We start from the raw sequence: 16,217 nt of genomic DNA on the forward strand, positions 1-16,217 counted from the left end.
TTCATCGCCACCGACGACAGCACGACCGACGCCAAGGTCACCCTCACGGAGTTCAAGGACCTCGCCGGCAATGACGGCACCTCCACCGCGTCCGCTCCGGTCACGGTCGACACCGTCAACCCGACGGCAACGGTCGTGATCGGGGATGCCAGCTTCAGCGACGGCAACCTGACCTCGACGGTGACCTTCACCTTCACGGAAGCGGTCGATCCGACTTCTCTCGACCTCGATGTCACCGGCGGCAGCATCGATCCGAACTCGATCGTCGTTGCCGATGGCGGGCGCACCGCCACGGCCACCTTCACTGCCACCAACAACAGCACGACCGACGCCAAGGTCACCCTCACGGCGTTCGCGGACCTCGCCGGCAATGCCGGGACCTCCGCCGCGTCCGATCCGGTCCCGGTCGATACCGTCAACCCGTCGGCGATCTCGATCACCGCGGCTGACGAAAGCCTCAACGTCGCCGGAAATACTACGCTGGTGACCTTCACCTTCTCGGAGGCCGTCCTAGGCTTCGAGGCCAGCGATGTCGCCTACGACACGTCCACTGGAACGCTGGGAGCCCTGACGAGCGACGACGGTATCACCTGGACGGGAGAGTTCACGGCGAAACCGGGCATCACCGGCACGGCGACGCTGTCGATCGGTGGAAACGGGGCCGACTATACCGATCTGGTCGGCAATACAGGGGTGCAAGGCGGATCGCTGATCCTGGCCATCGATACGGCACCAGCGACCCTTGGCGGGTTCACGATCTCGACGGACAATGGGCAAAGCGGCACCGACAAGATCACGCGCGACAACACCCTCTCGGTCAGCGGATCCGTCAGTGGTGTCGCCAACGGCACGGAAGTGCATGTCGCCGTGATTGATGGTGACGAACTCGTCACCACCCTGACCGGCACGGTCCTGAACGGCGCCTTCACCACGAACGTCAGCGCCATCCTTGCTTCGGCTGGTGCTGAGGGTCGGGACTATACGTTCTCGGCTTCGGTGACGGATGCGAGCGGCAACATCACCACCGAGAGCTTCAACGCCACGGTCGATCGTGCGACGACGGTGGCCACCATCGGACTGGCGTCGGGCTCCGATCAGGGCGTGCCCGGCGACGGGATCACCAGCAACGCGACGCCGGACTTCTTCGGAACCGCTGAAGCCGGTGCGACGGTCGACGTGTTCCTGGATGGCGAACTCCTCGGTACGGCGGTGGCGAATGAGAACGGCTTGTTCATCGTGTCCTTCGCCGAATCGGGTCTCGATCCACTCAGCAACGGCACCTACACGCTGACCACCAGCAGCACCGACGTCGCAGGAAACACCAAGCAGGACACGGTCGGTACAACCTTCACCATCGATCGGACGGCTCCGACCGCCACGATCACGCTGAGCGATACCTCACTGGTGGCCGGCGAGACCGCGACCGTGACGATTACCTTCTCGGAGGCTGTCGCGGGCTTCGCTCTCGGAGACCTGGTCAGCGGCAATGGCGAGCTGCGCGAGCTGAGCGGCCCCACCGCCGGCCCGAACGGGTCGGTCGTCTATACCGCGACGCTGACCCCGACCGCCAATTCCGAGGACGGCACCAACGTCGTCACCCTCTCCACCCAGTACACGGACGTGGCCGGCAATACCGGAACCACGGCCAGCACGGGGAACTTCACCGTCGACACCCTGGCACCGACGGTACTCACCGTGGCGGTCTCCGGTGCTGGCATCACGGATGGTTCGGGAACGCTGGTCACGGGTCAGACCGTCTCCTTCACCTTGGCCATGTCCGAAGCCGTGATCGTCTCGAACGGTGGCGCGCTGGTGCTCACCCTGAGCAATGGAACGACCGCACTCTACAGCCAGGAGAAATCGACGGGGACGAGCCTCGTGTTCGACTACACGGTGCTCGTCGACCAGATTTCCAGCGACCTTGCGATCACCGGTGTCTCCTTGAATGGAGCCTCGATCGCCGATGTGAGCGGGAATCCCTTCGACATCAGCGGGACGGCGGTCAATCCTGCCGGTACCCTGACGATCGATGGTTACACTGGCACGAGTGGCAGTGACACGTTCCGCGGCACCACCGGAGCCGAAACCTTCACCGGGTTGGGCGGTGCCGACACCTACATCGTCGACAATATCGGTGACCAGGTCATCGAGGCACCGGGCGGTGACACCGATACCGTGCGGACCAGCGTGAACTTTACCCTCGGGGCTGGCCAGGGAATCGAAGTGCTCCGCGGTTCCGGAATCGTCGGTCTCGCACTGACCGGCAACGAGTTCGACAACAGGATCGTCGGAACGTCCGGTAACGACATCATCGATGGCAAGGCCGGCATCGATGCGCTGTTCGGCAACTTGGGCGACGACACCTACTATGTCGACAATGTCTCCGATCAGGTGACCGAGGCGGCTCAAGCCGGTAACGACACGGTCCATGCGTCCGTCAGCTACACGCTGAAGGCGGGCCAGGAAATCGAGACTCTCGAAGGCTCGGGTTCGACGGGGCTGACGCTGACCGGCAACAACTTCGCCAACAGGATCGTCGGAACCGAGGGCAACGACATCCTCGACGGCAAGACAGGGGCGGACACGCTGTCCGGTGGCATAGGCAACGATAGCTACTACGTCGACAACGCGAACGATCATCTGATCGAGACGACCGGTACCGACACGGTCTACGCCAGCGTCAGCTACGCGCTGGAGACGGGTGTGGAGATCGAGGCTCTCCGAGCCTTCGGTTCCAAGGGTCTGACGCTCACGGGCAACGAGTTTGCCAATACGATCGTGGGTGGAGCGGCCAAGGACGTGATCGTCGGTGGACTGGGTCAGGACACCCTGGTGGGTGGAGCAGGAAACGATACCTTCGTCTTCAAGACGTTAAGCGATAGCGGCAGCGGCGCCGCGAACCGCGATGCGATCCTGGACTTCAAGGTGGATCTCGATCACATCGACCTGTCGGGCATTCAAGCCGTGAGCGGAGCCGCGACAGACCAGTCCTTCTCCTTCATCGAGGGGGCGTTCACCAAGCATAAGGGAGAACTCCACGCCGTCGCCTCTGGAAGCTCGACGATCATCGAGGGTGACGTCGATGGAAACGGCAAGGCGGACTTCCAGATCGTCCTGCGAGGCACGATCGACGCGCTGCATGCGAACGACTTCGTGCTGTAGTATCGGCCGCCTCATGTGAGGCTATAGCGAGCCCCGTGTGCCACTGATCCGGCACGCGGGGCTTCCTCGTCTTGGGGACCGTGCTGCCGGAAGGCGGCGGAGCTTTCGTATCGCTTCAGGTTCGAACGATCTCGCCGTGCCGGCCTATCCGTTCGCTTGCTGCCTCTTCCATGCGAGGGGCGCCATCGCCTTGTAGCGCTTGAAGGCGGCCGAGAACTGGCTCGGATCGTCGTAGCCGACGAGAGCCGCGATCGAGGCGACGGGGAGGGGGGAGCGCGTGAGGAGCTCGGCCGCCCGATCGAGGCGACGGCGAGTGATGAAGGCGTAGGGCGGCACGCCCACCGAGGCCTGGAAGCAACGGCTGAAATAATGCTCGCTCAACCCAGCGATGCGGGCGAGATCGGCCACGCGCAGGTCGTCACCGAGACTGGCGTCGATGAACGCCACGACATCGGACATCTGCCGCGCCGTGAGCCCATGTGCGGAGACAGGTTCGGGCCGGGACGCGGCATGGGCCAGCCTGTGCACCACGATGGCCAGGGCATGATCGAAGAACGCCGTGGCAAAACCGTGAAGCCCGGCTTCCTCCCACATGGCGGTCAACGTGGCCGTCAGCAGGGGGTCGTCGTGGTAGGTCGACGCCAGCGCCTCGATCTCCAGTCGGCCCCCCGGAAGCTCGGCGGCCAGCCGCTTCAGGCGTCGCTCGGAGATCCCGAGGGCAAGCAGGCTCATGCGCGGCCCGAACCCTTCGCCGCCGTCATAGGGTGCCCCCAGGCCCACGCGTCCCGGCACGAACAGGCCGTCGAGTTTCTGGGTCCGGCTGTTCCGAAGCAGGCGACCGCCGCCGCTCGTGCAGAGGTGGATCCAGAGGGTGTCCGTATTCTCGTAGGCGCCCTCGTAATCCTCGTAATCCGACCGGGTCATGATCGTATCGAGGCTGAGATCGGCGCGGACGATCTCGTGGGTGGCTTCTACGATCCGTGGAGGAGGGTCTGTGGTCATGCATTCGCTGCGGTTGGACGATTGCCTTGTCAAAACACAACCGGAAGTGGATCGTTGAGCCGCGATGGACAATCGCTATTCAACGACAGAGTTTGTAATTATTCAAATTATACTGTGTAATCCCGCAACAGAGGCGGCGCATCTTCGCTTTCTCATCTTGAATGGCAGACTAGGCGTATTTTTCGCAGGAATTCAATACCGCGTCCCGGCCCTGGGTGAGTAATCAGGGCGCTGCGCCGGCAGAGCACGATTGCCGGCGATGGTGCGAGAGGCGACGATGCGGGACGATTTCGAAACACTCTTCTGTTCGGTCTTGAGGGGGGCCGCGCTCGGGACACTCATCACGGTCGGCATCGGGCGTCCGGCCGCCGCCGAGGACGCCCTGCGGAGCGTGACCCTCGACCAGTTGAGCGTCGATGCCGTCTCTTCCCGCAGCCCCAACGGGATCATCGGCGCGTCGCCGCCGCCGTATGCCGGCGGTCAGGTCGCCAGCGGTACGCGGGTCGGAGTGCTCGGCACCAGCAGCGTCTTCGATACGCCCTTCAACATCACCGGCTATACCGACACCCTCGTCCGGGACCAGCAGGCCCAGAGCCTGATCGATGTCGCCACGAACGATCCGTCCGTCCGCGCCGTCACGTCCAGCACGAGCGCCGCCGGCAACCAGTTCTACATCCGCGGTTTCCCGGTCTATGCCAGCGATATCGCGTTCGACGGGCTCTACGGCGTGGTCGATAGCCGCCGGCCGACGATCTACAACGTGGAGCGCGTGGAGATCCTCAAGGGGCCGAGCGCCCTCGTCAACGGCATCGCCCCCATCGGTGGCATCGGCGGCAGCATCAACCTCATCCCCAAGCGCGCCTATGACGAGCCGCTGACCCGGATCACGCCGTTCTTCATCTCCCAGGGCCAATTCGGCACGGCGGTGGATATCGGCCGGCGCTTCGGCGATGCGAAGGAATGGGGCGTGCGAGTCAACGGCGTCTATCGCAACGGCGAATCCGCCATCGACCGCGAGCGGCTCGAAGTGGGATTCGGTTCGATCGGCCTCGATTATCGCGGTGACCGCGTCCGCCTCTCCGCCGATTTCGGCTATCAGGTCGACGATTACCGCCGGAACCGGTCGTTCCTCACGGTGGCGCCCGGCATCCAGATCCCGAGGGCGCCCAATCTCACCCTCAACCAGAACCAGCCCTACGAATTCCAGCGGACCGAGACCAAGTTCGGTACCTTCCGTGCCGAATACGACCTCACCCCCGATACCACGCTCTATGCCGGTTTCGGCGGACACTCGACCCAGGAAAGCGCGCTCGCCAGCTTCCAGACCCTGGTGACGTCGATGGGGGGTGTCGCCGGCCCGTTCGCCCGGCAGCAATACGTCACCGAATCCTACTCGGCCGAGGCCGGCCTGCGGACCCGGTTCCAGACGGGACCCATCGCGCACCGGGCCAGCGTTTCCGCCGTCGGTTTCTGGAGCACGACGAACTATCCGAAAGCCGTGCAATTCCTGCCCGGCGGCGTCTCGAACATCTACAGCCCGCTCTCCATCGCGGCCCCGGCCTATACCGACATCGATATCGGGAATGCCCGTGGCTCCATGCAGATCAACCGCAGCGTCGCCTTCGCCGACACCCTGTCGTCCCTCGACGAGCGGGTACTCCTCACCGTGGGTGGCCGCTTCCAGCAGATCGGGGTCAAGGGCTACGACTTCTCGCCCGGCAGCCCCAGCTTCGGTGACGCCACGTCGAGCTACGACAAGGTCGCCTGGACGCCGGCGGTCGGCCTCGTCGTCAAGCCGCTGGAGCACCTCTCCCTCTACGGCAACTACATCGAAGGCCTGCTCTCGAGCGGCGCCTCGCCGGTCACGGCGAGCAACCCGAACCAGGCGCTCCCGCCGACCATCGCCGACCAGAAGGAGATCGGCGTGAAGTACGATTTCGGCGTCGTCGGTGTCAGCGCCGCCCTGTTCGAGATCAACCAGCCGAACGCCTTCCAGGACCCGGCGACGCGGAACTATGCGCTCAACGGCCTGCAGCGGAACCGGGGGATCGAGTTCAGTCTGTTCGGCGAGATCGCGCCGGGCGCGCGCCTCATCGGGGGCATCGCCTTCACCGACGGTCGCCTGGTGCGGACCGAGGGCGGAGCCTTCGACGGCAACGTCGCGCCCGGTGTCCCCGGCACCACGATCAGCCTCTACGGCGAATACGACCTGCCGCCCTGGTTGCCGCGCGGCCTGACCCTGACCGGCCGGGTCATCCACACCGCGTCCCAATACTACGATCAGACCAATCTGCAGCGCATCCCGGATTGGACGCGGTTTGATGCCGGCCTCCGCTACACGTTCCTCGGCACGTGGGGCAAACCCGTGACGGTGCGGGCCACGGTGGAGAACGTGTCGGGCGAGAATTACTGGGCGTCCACCGGAAACGGGTTCCTCACGCTGGGAGCGCCCCGGACCTACCTCGTCTCGGCCCAGCTGGACTTCTGACGATGGCGACGGGCCCCGACGCGCCGCGCCTGCGAGCCTTCCGGCTCTGGTCGTTCGTCCATAGCTGGACGAGCCTCATCAGCATGGTCTTCATGCTGATGCTGTGCCTGACGGGCCTGCCGCTGATCTTCCATCACGAGCTCAACGGCTTCCTCGGCTACGAGCCCGAGGTGCCGGCGATGCCGGCGGGGACGACGCACGTGTCGTTGGACACGGTCGTCGCCACCGCCATGGCCTCGAAGCCCGGGCTCGTGGTCCAGTACCTCGTCTTCGATCACGACGAGCCGGATGTCGCCTTCGTCAATCTCGCGCGGGACGTCCGTTCACCTCCGTCGGACATGACGATCCTGTCCCTCGACCGGCGCAACGCCGCCCTTCTGCGGGAGCCCAAGCCGAACGAAGGCCCCGTCGGCTTCCTGCTGCAGCTGCATGTCGACATGTTCCTCGGCCTCGGCGGCAAGCTCTTCCTCGGCGCGATGGGCTTCCTCTTCGTGATGGCGATCGTCTCCGGCATCGTCCTCTACGGGCCGTTCATGCGAAAGCTCGACTTCGGGACCGTCCGCCGCGCCCGGACGCGGCGGATCAAGTGGCTCGACTGGCACAACCTCGTCGGCGTCGCGACCTTGTGCTGGGCGCTGATCGTCGGGGGCACGGGGGTGGTGAACACCTGGGCCGACCTCATGCTGAAGGTCTGGCAATTCGGCCAGCTCGCCGAGATGACGGCCCCCTATCGCGACGCTCCGCGCCCCGTCCGCCTCGCCTCCATCGCCGAGGCGGTGGCGACGGCCAAGGCCGCGGCACCGAACATGAGCCCTCGCTTCGTCGCCTATCCCGGCACCGTCGTGAGCAGCAACAATCACTACGCCGTGTTCATGGCCGGCGACACACCGTTGACCTCGCGGCTGCTCAAGCCCGCCCTGATCGACGCCGAGACCGGCGAGCTCACCGACATGCGCGCGATGCCCTGGTACATCCAGGCCCTGCTGGTCTCGCAACCCCTGCATTTCGGCGATTACGGAGGCCTTCCCCTGAAAATCGTCTGGGCGCTTCTCGATCTCGCGACCATCGTCGTGCTCTGCAGCGGGCTGTATCTCTGGATCGCCCGCAGGCGATCGAGGACGGCCGGCGACCGGGCGCGGACCGGCGCCGGATTGTCTCGTGCAGGAGCCGCGGAATGAAGACGCGGCCGCTCATCCGATCCCGGGTCTGGGCCATTCCATCGATCCTTGCGGCTTTGACCCTGCTCAGCCTGCTGATCGCGCTGGTCGTCGATGGAGTCTGGGACAGCCTGGCCAGCGCCGTATTGGCCGGAATCTTGATCTATATGACCTACGAAGGCTTTCGTTCGCGAAGGACGTAGCATCAAGGCAGGTGTCGCCAGATCCGCGCAGCGTCGCGGGAGTGGCCTTCACCGCCCCCTCGATCACGGTCATCCTGCAAACTCCTGCCTCCGACCACCCGGCGTCGCCGCCAGCACTTGGCTAGCCCGCCAACTCGCGTGCTAAATCTCCGACCCGTTTCAGATCGGCGACGAAGGCCGCGTAGGCGTCGTCTTTCGCCTCGTCGGGCAGGCGCAGGAGATAGGAGGGGTGCACGGTGATGAACCCCTCATAGGCCTTGCCGAAGGAGGCGGGTCCGCGCGCGCGGGTGATGGGGATCGCCTTGCCCGTCAAGGCCAGGACGGCGGTGGCACCCAGGGCCACGACGAGTTTGGGCGCGACGAAATCCAGCTCCCGATCGAGCCACCAGCGGTAATGGCTCACCTCCCCGGCGGTGGGTTTCTGGTGGATGCGACGCTTGCCGCGCTCCTCGAACTTGAAATGCTTGACCGCATTGGTGAGGTAGGCCGCGTTCCGCTGGATGCCCGCATCCGCCATGGCGCGGGACAGGAGCTGTCCGGCGGGCCCCACGAAGGGCCGGCCCTGCCGGTCCTCCTGGTCGCCCGGCTGTTCGCCGACGAAGGCGATGGCGGCGTGGGCGGGCCCTTCGCCGAGGACCGCCTGGGTCGCACCCGGCACCAGGGGCTCCGAGCGCCGGATGATGGCGTTGAGTTCCTCCAGGGAGGCTGGGTCCTGGTCGGACATCGCGGCGACGGCCTTGGCGGGGTTTCGCTTTGTCGGCATCTGCGGTTCCCTCTCGATCATCGCCTCCGTGCGGGCCGTCGCGGCGCGGACGAGGCCGGGGATCGCCGCGGTCTCGGGCATGTTGCGCCAGTATTTCTTCGGCATCTCCGCCCGCATGGCGGCGAGGTTGGTGCGGGCGGGGTTGAACGTACTCTCGTAGTAATCGCGCCAGCCGGCCTCGAACCCATCTGCTTCGGGCGCATCCTCGCGACGTCCCGGCGGGCCGAAGGTCAGAGCGTCGCCGTCCCAATGCGCCGAGCCGTCCGGCGTCAGGATCGACCAATGCAGGGAGCGGAACCGCGCGACGAAGAACGTGCTCGCCGCCTCCAGGATGTGGTGGTCCGGCTCGAACCAGGCGACGAAGCGCTCGACCCCGTCGGCCTCCGTCCGTCGGAAGCGCAGGAAGGCGTGCATCTTGTGCAGGTCGCGGGCGATGGCCTTGCGCATCCGGTCGAGACGATGGACCAGCGGGTCGCTTCCCACCTCCATCAACCCGCGCTCGCCGTGGGTGACGCGCCAGATCAGGGCATAGAGCAGGGCGTAGCGCTCGGGGTCGCGGTGCGGGACGACCATGCGGATCAGGTCGGCCACCGCGCGGGGCAGGCTCAGCGGAACCTCGGTGCCGGCGTCGCCGCCGGTGTCCAGGGCGAACAGGCCGGGCGCCTCGCCGATCGACCAGACCACCGCGTCGGGCGGAACCGATGCGGCGGCGAGGCGCCGGGCCGCAGCGCGAAAGCCGTCGAGGTCGGCGCCGTCGCGAAGGGCCATCGTCTGGAGGGATCCTCCCGACCCTCCCTCCTCCCCCGCAGAGGGGGCAGGGAAGAGCGGCGTGTCATCCGGCACCGTCAGAACAGGCTCAGCTGCCGCGCCGGCTCGACGAGCTTGGCGCGCAGGTCCAGCCTGTCGGTGCCGCCGGGGCCTGGGTGATAATCGGCGGCGATCAGAAAGGGTCGGGCGCGCTTGAGGCCGGAGGTGAGCCGGGCGACGTCGTCGAGACGCAGCCGCGTGTGGCGGCGCGCCTTCACGATCTTGTCGACGGCACGGGCACCGAGGCCCGGCACCCGCAGCAGCATCTCCCGGTCGGCGACGTTCACATCCACGGGGAAGCGGCCCCTGTGCTTCAGGGCCCAGGCCAGTTTCGGGTCGATGTCGAGGGAGAACATGCCGTCCTCGGCAGCGTCCGCCACGTCGTCGGCGGAGAAGTCGTAGTATCGGATCAGCCAATCGGCCTGGTAGAGCCGGTGCTCGCGCTGGAGCGGCGGGGATTTCAGCGGCAGGATGGCGGAGCCGTCGGGGATCGGGCTGAAGGCCGAGTAATAGACCCGCTTGAGGTTGAACGAGCCGTAGAGAAGGGCGCTCTTGCGGATCAGCGCCTCGTCGGTGGTGGTGTCCGCGCCGACGATGACCTGCGTCGACTGGCCGGCGGGCGAGAAGCGGCGCTTCTCCGCCTTGGCTTCTGTGATCCGCGCGCCGATCTGCTTCATCGCGTTCTGGATGACCGGGCCGTTCTTCTCCGGTGCCAGCCGGTGCAGGCTGGCATCGGTGGGGAGTTCGAGGTTGATCGAAAGCCGGTCGGCGTAGAGGCCGGCCTCCTCCACGAGCCACGGGCTCGCCTCGGGGATCGACTTGAGGTGGATGTAGCCGCGAAAGCCGTGGTCGCGCCGCAGGGACTTCGCCACCCGCGTCAGCAGTTCCATCGTGTGGTCGGGCGACTTGATGATCCCCGACGAGAGGAACAGGCCCTCGATGTAGTTGCGCTTGTAGAACTCCACCGTGAGGGTCACGACCTCCTCGACGGTGAACTTGGCGCGGGCGACGTTGGAGGAGCGCCGGTTCACGCAATAGGCGCAGTCGAACAGGCAGTAATTGGTCAGCAGGATCTTCAGGAGCGAGATGCAGCGCCCGTCCGGCGTGTAGGCGTGGCAGATGCCGGCGCCGGTGGTCGAGCCGAGTTCGCCTTTGCCGGCCACGCGTTTGGGTGCGCCCGACGAGGAGCAGGACGCGTCGTATTTCGCGGCATCGGCCAGGATGCGCAGCTTCTTGGCGAGGGTCTCGTCCATGACAGGGACATGCGCGTCGTTCGTGTTTCGTTCAAGTTTTTGTCGGGGCGGGTCGGAAATGTCGCAGCGTGCGCAGGCCCCCTCTCCCCCTTGTGGGGAGAGATTAGAGTGGGGGTGGCGCCGCTGGCCTCCGCCGGCTGAGGGTCGACCAACCACCCCCACCTCCATCTCCTCCCCACAAGGGGGAGGAGGGCCGCACAACCCGCGAAAGGTGTGAATGCCGTAGACGTATGAGGAGAGGCGGAAACGCTGTTCACCTCCATCACCGGTGGAAGCCCTCCTCCGCGGTCACCTCCTCATCGACAATCGTCTTCGCCAGTCCGTACGAGAACCCGGCCCGCGCCAGGGAGGCGAGATCCTTGTCGCGATGGGCGGCGCGGAGGTCGGGGCGCCGGAACGGGCCGAGGCGGCGGCGCTTGGCATAGGCACGGGCCGCGTCCTCCTCGGCATTCGTGCCTTGTTCCTCGCCCCGGTCGCGCTCGGTCTCCAGGGTTTCGGCGATCAGCGTCCGGTCGACGCCCTTGGCGGCGAGCTTGGCCGAGAGGCCGCGGGCGGAGGCGCCGCGCCGTCGCAGGGTCGCCGCCCGCGCGGCGGTGAACCGGGCATCGTCCACGAGGCCGGAGGAACGGGCGCGTTCCACGATGGCGGCGATGGTCTCGGCGAAGGCTGCGGGGTCTTCGCCCCGGAGCCGGCACCGCTTGGCGACCCGGCGCTCCATGGTCTGGCGCAGCATCGCCACGGAGGCGCTGTAGCGCTCCAGATACTGCAGGGCGACGCGCTCCAGATACGCGGCCGTGACCGGCGGCGTGGGTTTCGTCTCGCGGAGCGTGGGTTTCGCCTCGCGGGGCATGGGCTTTGCCTCGCGGGGCGCGGGCTTTGCCTCGCGGGGCGCGGCTTTTGCTTTACGAGAATCGGCTTCGGGCGAAGATGCACGCGGTCCCGCCGCAACGTTTCGAGCGCTCATCGGTTCATCACGCTTCGGACAGGTTTCAGGATCATGAGGCGCATCGTCTCGACCGTGAACCGGTTGCCTGTCTTACCCCGAGAGGACGCATGCATGTCATGCCGGCATTCCTCCTGAAGCGCGAGTGGCTCCTCGTCGCCCTCGGACTCGGCTTCGCCGTCCTCGCGGCCGCCGTGGTCTACCTGTCGCGCCCGACGGTGCTCACCGTGGCGGTCGGTCCGCGCGACGGGGCCGAGGCGCAACTGCTCGAAACCTATGCCCAGGCCCTCAAGCGGGCGCGGGAGGACGTGCGCCTCAACGTGCGGACCTATGACGACGTGCGCGACAGCGCCGCGGCGCTCCAGGCCGGGAATGCCGATCTCGCCGTGGTCCGGCCCGACGTGTTCCTGCCCGATAACGGCCTGACGCTTGCGCTCCTTCACGAGGAGACGCTCCTCATCGCCACCCCCGAGGCCAGCGCGATCGAAAGCTTCCCCGACCTCGCGACCAAGCGCCTCGGCATCGTCGAACGGCACGCGGCCGACCGGCCCTTCGTCACCAACCTTCTCAGCTTCTACGATTTCACCGCCGTGCCGGCGCCCGAGCCCGGCCAGGCCCTCGCCGCCGGCCACATCGCCCTGGTGCCGCTCAAGCCCGGCGAGGTGACCGCCGCGCTGCAGGCCGGCACCGTGGACGCCGTCGCCGTCATCGCGGCGCCGACCTCGAAGGCCGCGATCTCCACGGTCCGGGCGGTGGAGATGGCCTCCCACGAGAAGAAGATCACCATCGTCTCCGTCCCCGATGGCGACGCCATCGTGCAGCGGATGCCGGAACTGCAATCGGCGACGATTCCCGCCGGCACGTTCGGCGGCCGGCCCAAGCGCCCCGACGAGGACGTGAAGACGGTGGGCGCCTCCTACCGGCTGATGGCGCGGGGCGGGGTGAGCCGCTACTCGGTGGCCTCCGTCACCCAGCACCTGTTCGAATGGCGCTCGAAGCTGGCGCCCGGCGCGCCCATCGCCAACCTGATGAAGGCCCCGGATTTCGAGACGTCGGTGGCCGCCACCAGCGCCCGCCTGCCCAACCATCCGGGCGCGGTGGATTATTTCGAGCGCGAGCAACAGACCCTGTTCGAGCGCTATGAGGATTACGTCTACCTGCTCGCCTTCTTCGGCGGCACGATCGGCTCCGGCATCGCCTGGCTCGGCCAGCGCCTCGCCCGCCAGCGCCGCGAGCGCGTGGACGTGGTCCTCGACCGGCTGCTCGACATCCTCAGGGACATCCGCTCGGCCACCACGAGGGAGCAGCTCGACGGTCTCGTTCGCGAGACCGACGACCTCGTCACCGACGTCGTCCAGCACGCCCGCGAGCGCAACGTCGACACCCGCGCGATGAACGCCCTGATCCTGGCCATCGACGCCGTGCACGGCGCCATCGCGGACGCCCGCCGCTCCCTCGTCACCGGCGCCGAGCCCGAGCGCCGTCCCCTGCGGACACGGTCCGCGCGCCTCCTCAGGCTGGATCGGCCGGCGGCGGAATAGGCGCGGCTTCCCCTGTCGCTTCATCTCGTCGAGGTGTGGCACTGTTCCAGGTGCGATCCCGGCCGCAAGGGAGCCGATTTTCGACGCCCCGTTGAAGGCATGCGCGTCGAGCGCATGGGGCGGTGCGTATTCGATGGAGACGGAATATGAAAACGAGCCTCTCGGCTGGAATTCGTGAGCAATCCTCGTTTTAATCCATGAAAATCTAAGAAATAATTTCGAGCTACTGCCGAAATGAACTGCCACGCTTAACAAGAGATAATATCAACGATCAATGAATATTATTCCTAGGTTCTGAAACCATCGTAGTTAACCATCCGTAACAGCCCGACCGCAAGCCTGAGAGCCGAACGTGCATCTCAGGCAGCGAGCAAGGGAGACGACGCAATGGCTACGATCAATGGCGATAACGGCGACAATATTCTGAACGGCACCGAGGACGAAGACATCATCAATGGCCGCGGAGGCAACGATACGATCGACTCGGTCGATCGCCCCGCAAACATATTCGCAGGCTCCATCGATCCCAGGCGTGATGTCGTCAACGCCGGATCCGGAGACGACAACGTCACGGGCGGAAAGCTCGATCGTCTGGTCGGCGGTGAGGGCAACGATTTTCTGTCGGTGAATTTCAATTTCAACGGCCCGGTCGTCGGTTCAGGGACACCCATTACCTTGACGCTGAACGAGAACGGCACCGGCAGGGCGTCCGATGGGACCGTCATCAAAAGCTTTGAGGCGGTGAACTTCAACCTGTCCGACACCGGCGACAATGTCGTCGATACCGGCAATGTCCGGGCGCAGCTGACGGGTGGAAACGGAAACGACACGCTCACAACCGGGTCGGCCGACGATGTCGTCTATGGCGGCGGCGGCGACAACGTCATATCGACGGGCGCCGGCGACGACACGATCGGCGGCGGCTCCGGGATCGACACCGTCTTCGGTGGCGCCGGCGACGACACCTTCGGCGTCAACGTCGCCACCGACGGCAGCGACCAGGTGAATCTCGGCGACGGCAACGACACCGTCCGGTTCGATCGCGTCGACGGCGGTGCCGGCAACGTTCGCCTGACCTTCACATCGGCCGAAGTGGGCAATGGCAACACCAACGATGCCGGCAGCCTGACCAATCAGGATGGCGGGCTCGCAGTCCGCGTACAGGCAGAGGATGCCGACGGAAACCTGACCGGTCCCATCTCCCGCTACGACGATGAGGGCATCACCTTCGTTGCCGGTACGCAGGGAATCACCTTCGACGTCCGCGACCTCGTCTCCGGCACACAGCGCGGCAATACGTTCGAGGGCGTCGTGCTCGGGACCAGCGGTGACGACGCGCTGACGTTCTTCCCGCCTTTCCGCGCCGGGCAGGATTTCTACTACAACGCAGGCCAGGGCAACGACACGATCACCGCCGGAACCGGCAACGATTTCCTCGTCGGCGGTGCCGGTAACGACACCATGGTCGGCGGCCTCGGCAACGACAGCTACATCGTCGATTCCCTCGGCGACACGGTCGTCGAAGGCGTCGACGAAGGCACCGACACCGTTCTGTCGTCCATCACCTACACCCTGCCCGACACCATCGAAAACCTCGTTCTCACCGGCACCGGCACCATCGACGGAACCGGCAACGCCCTCGACAACAGCATCACCGGTAATGTCAGTGACAACCGCCTCGCGGGTGGAGCTGGGAACGATCTCCTCACCGGCGGAGGCGGAAACGATGTCCTCGTCGGCGGCATCGGCGACGACGTCATGATTGGCGGTGCCGGCGATGACATGTACATCGTAGGTTCCGCAGGTGACCAAGTCACCGAAGGCGTCGGTGAAGGCAACGATACTGTTCGTTCAGTGGTCGATTACAGCCTAGGCGCCAACCTGGAGAGCGTCATTCTCAGTGGGGCCGATGCCATCGATGCCACCGGCAACGACGGCGACAACAGCCTCATTGGCAACGGCAGCGATAACCGCCTGGATGGCGGGGCCGGGGATGACCGCCTGGCTGGACGCGACGGCGATGACACTCTGGTCGGTGGCACCGGCGCGGACGTCATGCGCGGTGGGTCCGGCGACGATACCTACGCCATCGACGATGCGGGTGATCATGCCATCGAACAACCTGGCCAAGGCTTCGACACCGTTCGGTCCAGCGTCAGCTACACGATGGAAACCAACATCGAAAAACTGGTGCTCTACGGTACCGATGATTTGACCGCCAACGGAAATGCCGGTCGCAATCAGATCTACGGCAATGCCGGCGACAACGCGATCTATGGCGATGACGGCCGTGATCTCCTCTTCGGCCGCGACGGGGCCGACACGTTCGTGTTCAAGGCGATCACCGACAGTGACGTCGCGGTGTCCGGACGCGACATCATCAAGGACTTCGACTTCGCCGAGGGCGATCGCATCGACCTCAGCGGGATCGATGCGAATCTCGGACAGGCCGGAGACCAGGGTTTCCAGTTCGTCGGGACGGACGCGTTCTCGGGTCAGGCCGGCGAGCTGCGCACGAAGTTCGGTGGCGGCAACACCCTCGTACAGGGTGACACCGATGGAGATGGAGCGGCGGACTTCGCCGTTCTCCTCCAGGGCCATCAGACCTTGGACAACGGATCGTTCGTGGTCTGATCCGCTCGCAATCCAAGGTGGGGTTGCCGTCCAGGCAGCCCCTTCTCATGTCGGAAGGGCCGCCTCCTCCGCGCTGGTGGCGGCGGCCTGCCACCCGACCACGGCACTCGTGGCGGGTCGCCGGCGACGGAGCCCCGCCACGAGGACCGCAACGCGGACCTCCCCCTCGTCAGCCCTCTTAGATTTACCCCTCTGCTGCTTCAGGCAGACCGCGTCCCTCTCCCTACGAGGACTATGGGCTACACAGGCTTTGGTCTTCTCGTT

General features: G+C 65.9%; 10 protein-coding genes. 6 read left to right on the plus strand and 4 right to left on the minus strand.

All coding sequences use genetic code 11. The features are described 5' to 3' along the window. The coding region (locus K368_RS25535; protein WP_051439797.1) for an Ig-like domain-containing protein at positions 1–3,162 on the plus strand (3,162 nt) is incomplete at its 5' end. A 144-nt stretch (positions 3,163–3,306) separates the two neighbouring features. Here the strand turns inward: K368_RS25535 and K368_RS0107120 are convergent. Next, positions 3,307–4,164: an AraC family transcriptional regulator gene (locus K368_RS0107120; protein WP_027171779.1), complete on the minus strand. Its 858-nt coding sequence runs from the start codon at positions 4,162–4,164 to the stop codon at positions 3,307–3,309. Positions 4,165–4,441: 277 nt separating this feature from the next. On the opposite strand from K368_RS0107120, the gene K368_RS0107125 reads away from it, so the two are divergent. The 3 genes from K368_RS0107125 to K368_RS0107135 are packed head-to-tail and all read left to right on the plus strand — an operon-like array spanning position 4,442 to position 8,012. After that, entirely contained in the window at positions 4,442–6,652 is a 2,211-nt protein-coding gene (locus tag K368_RS0107125) for a TonB-dependent siderophore receptor (protein ID WP_197030992.1), read from the plus strand. 2 nt (positions 6,653–6,654) lie between these two features. Continuing rightward, positions 6,655–7,830 (plus strand): PepSY domain-containing protein, encoded by a 1,176-nt coding sequence (locus K368_RS24170; protein ID WP_051439799.1) that lies wholly within the window; start codon positions 6,655–6,657, stop codon positions 7,828–7,830. Then, complete coding sequence (locus tag K368_RS0107135; RefSeq protein WP_027171781.1) at positions 7,827–8,012, plus strand: hypothetical protein; 186 nt, start codon at positions 7,827–7,829, stop codon at positions 8,010–8,012. The genes K368_RS24170 and K368_RS0107135 overlap by 4 nt, the downstream gene beginning before the upstream one ends. A gap of 121 nt (positions 8,013–8,133) precedes the next feature. Here K368_RS0107135 and K368_RS0107140 read toward each other — a convergent pair whose 3' ends face one another. The 3 genes from K368_RS0107140 to K368_RS24175 form a co-directional block, all read right to left on the minus strand. Further along, positions 8,134–9,543, minus strand: coding sequence for a UdgX family uracil-DNA binding protein (locus K368_RS0107140; protein ID WP_245259528.1), 1,410 nt, complete (start codon positions 9,541–9,543; stop codon positions 8,134–8,136). Between the two features lie 77 nt (positions 9,544–9,620). After that, positions 9,621–10,835: a putative DNA modification/repair radical SAM protein gene (locus K368_RS0107145; RefSeq protein ID WP_027171783.1), complete on the minus strand. Its 1,215-nt coding sequence runs from the start codon at positions 10,833–10,835 to the stop codon at positions 9,621–9,623. A 262-nt stretch (positions 10,836–11,097) separates the two neighbouring features. Beyond that, positions 11,098–11,685 (minus strand): RecX family transcriptional regulator, encoded by a 588-nt coding sequence (locus K368_RS24175; RefSeq protein WP_036266047.1) that lies wholly within the window; start codon positions 11,683–11,685, stop codon positions 11,098–11,100. A 203-nt stretch (positions 11,686–11,888) separates the two neighbouring features. On the opposite strand from K368_RS24175, the gene K368_RS0107155 reads away from it, so the two are divergent. After that, entirely contained in the window at positions 11,889–13,319 is a 1,431-nt protein-coding gene (locus K368_RS0107155) for a TAXI family TRAP transporter solute-binding subunit (protein ID WP_036266049.1), read from the plus strand. A gap of 387 nt (positions 13,320–13,706) precedes the next feature. Further along, the gene (locus K368_RS25540; RefSeq protein ID WP_051439800.1) at positions 13,707–15,953 is read left to right on the plus strand and encodes a calcium-binding protein; all 2,247 of its coding nucleotides are present in this window, start codon (positions 13,707–13,709) and stop codon (positions 15,951–15,953) included. The last annotated feature ends 264 nt before the right edge of the window (positions 15,954–16,217 follow it).

The sequence above is a fragment of the Methylobacterium sp. 10 genome (assembly GCF_000519085.1).
GTDB lineage: Bacteria > Pseudomonadota > Alphaproteobacteria > Rhizobiales > Beijerinckiaceae > Methylobacterium.

What these genes read in the sequence shown, in the direction of transcription:
- K368_RS0107135 (WP_027171781.1), top strand. Translation starts at nt 7,827, where the DNA reads ATGAAGACGCGGCCGCTCATCCGATCCCGGGTCTGGGCCATTCCATCG.
- K368_RS0107155 (WP_036266049.1), top strand. Translation starts at nt 11,889, where the DNA reads ATGCATGTCATGCCGGCATTCCTCCTGAAGCGCGAGTGGCTCCTCGTC.
- K368_RS0107125 (WP_197030992.1), top strand. Translation starts at nt 4,442, where the DNA reads ATGCGGGACGATTTCGAAACACTCTTCTGTTCGGTCTTGAGGGGGGCC.
- K368_RS0107140 (WP_245259528.1), bottom strand. Translation starts at nt 9,543, where the DNA reads ATGGCCCTTCGCGACGGCGCCGACCTCGACGGCTTTCGCGCTGCGGCC.
- K368_RS25540 (WP_051439800.1), top strand. Translation starts at nt 13,707, where the DNA reads ATGGCTACGATCAATGGCGATAACGGCGACAATATTCTGAACGGCACC.
- K368_RS0107145 (WP_027171783.1), bottom strand. Translation starts at nt 10,835, where the DNA reads ATGGACGAGACCCTCGCCAAGAAGCTGCGCATCCTGGCCGATGCCGCG.
- K368_RS24175 (WP_036266047.1), bottom strand. Translation starts at nt 11,685, where the DNA reads ATGCCCCGCGAGGCGAAACCCACGCTCCGCGAGACGAAACCCACGCCG.
- K368_RS24170 (WP_051439799.1), top strand. Translation starts at nt 6,655, where the DNA reads ATGGCGACGGGCCCCGACGCGCCGCGCCTGCGAGCCTTCCGGCTCTGG.
- K368_RS0107120 (WP_027171779.1), bottom strand. Translation starts at nt 4,164, where the DNA reads ATGACCACAGACCCTCCTCCACGGATCGTAGAAGCCACCCACGAGATC.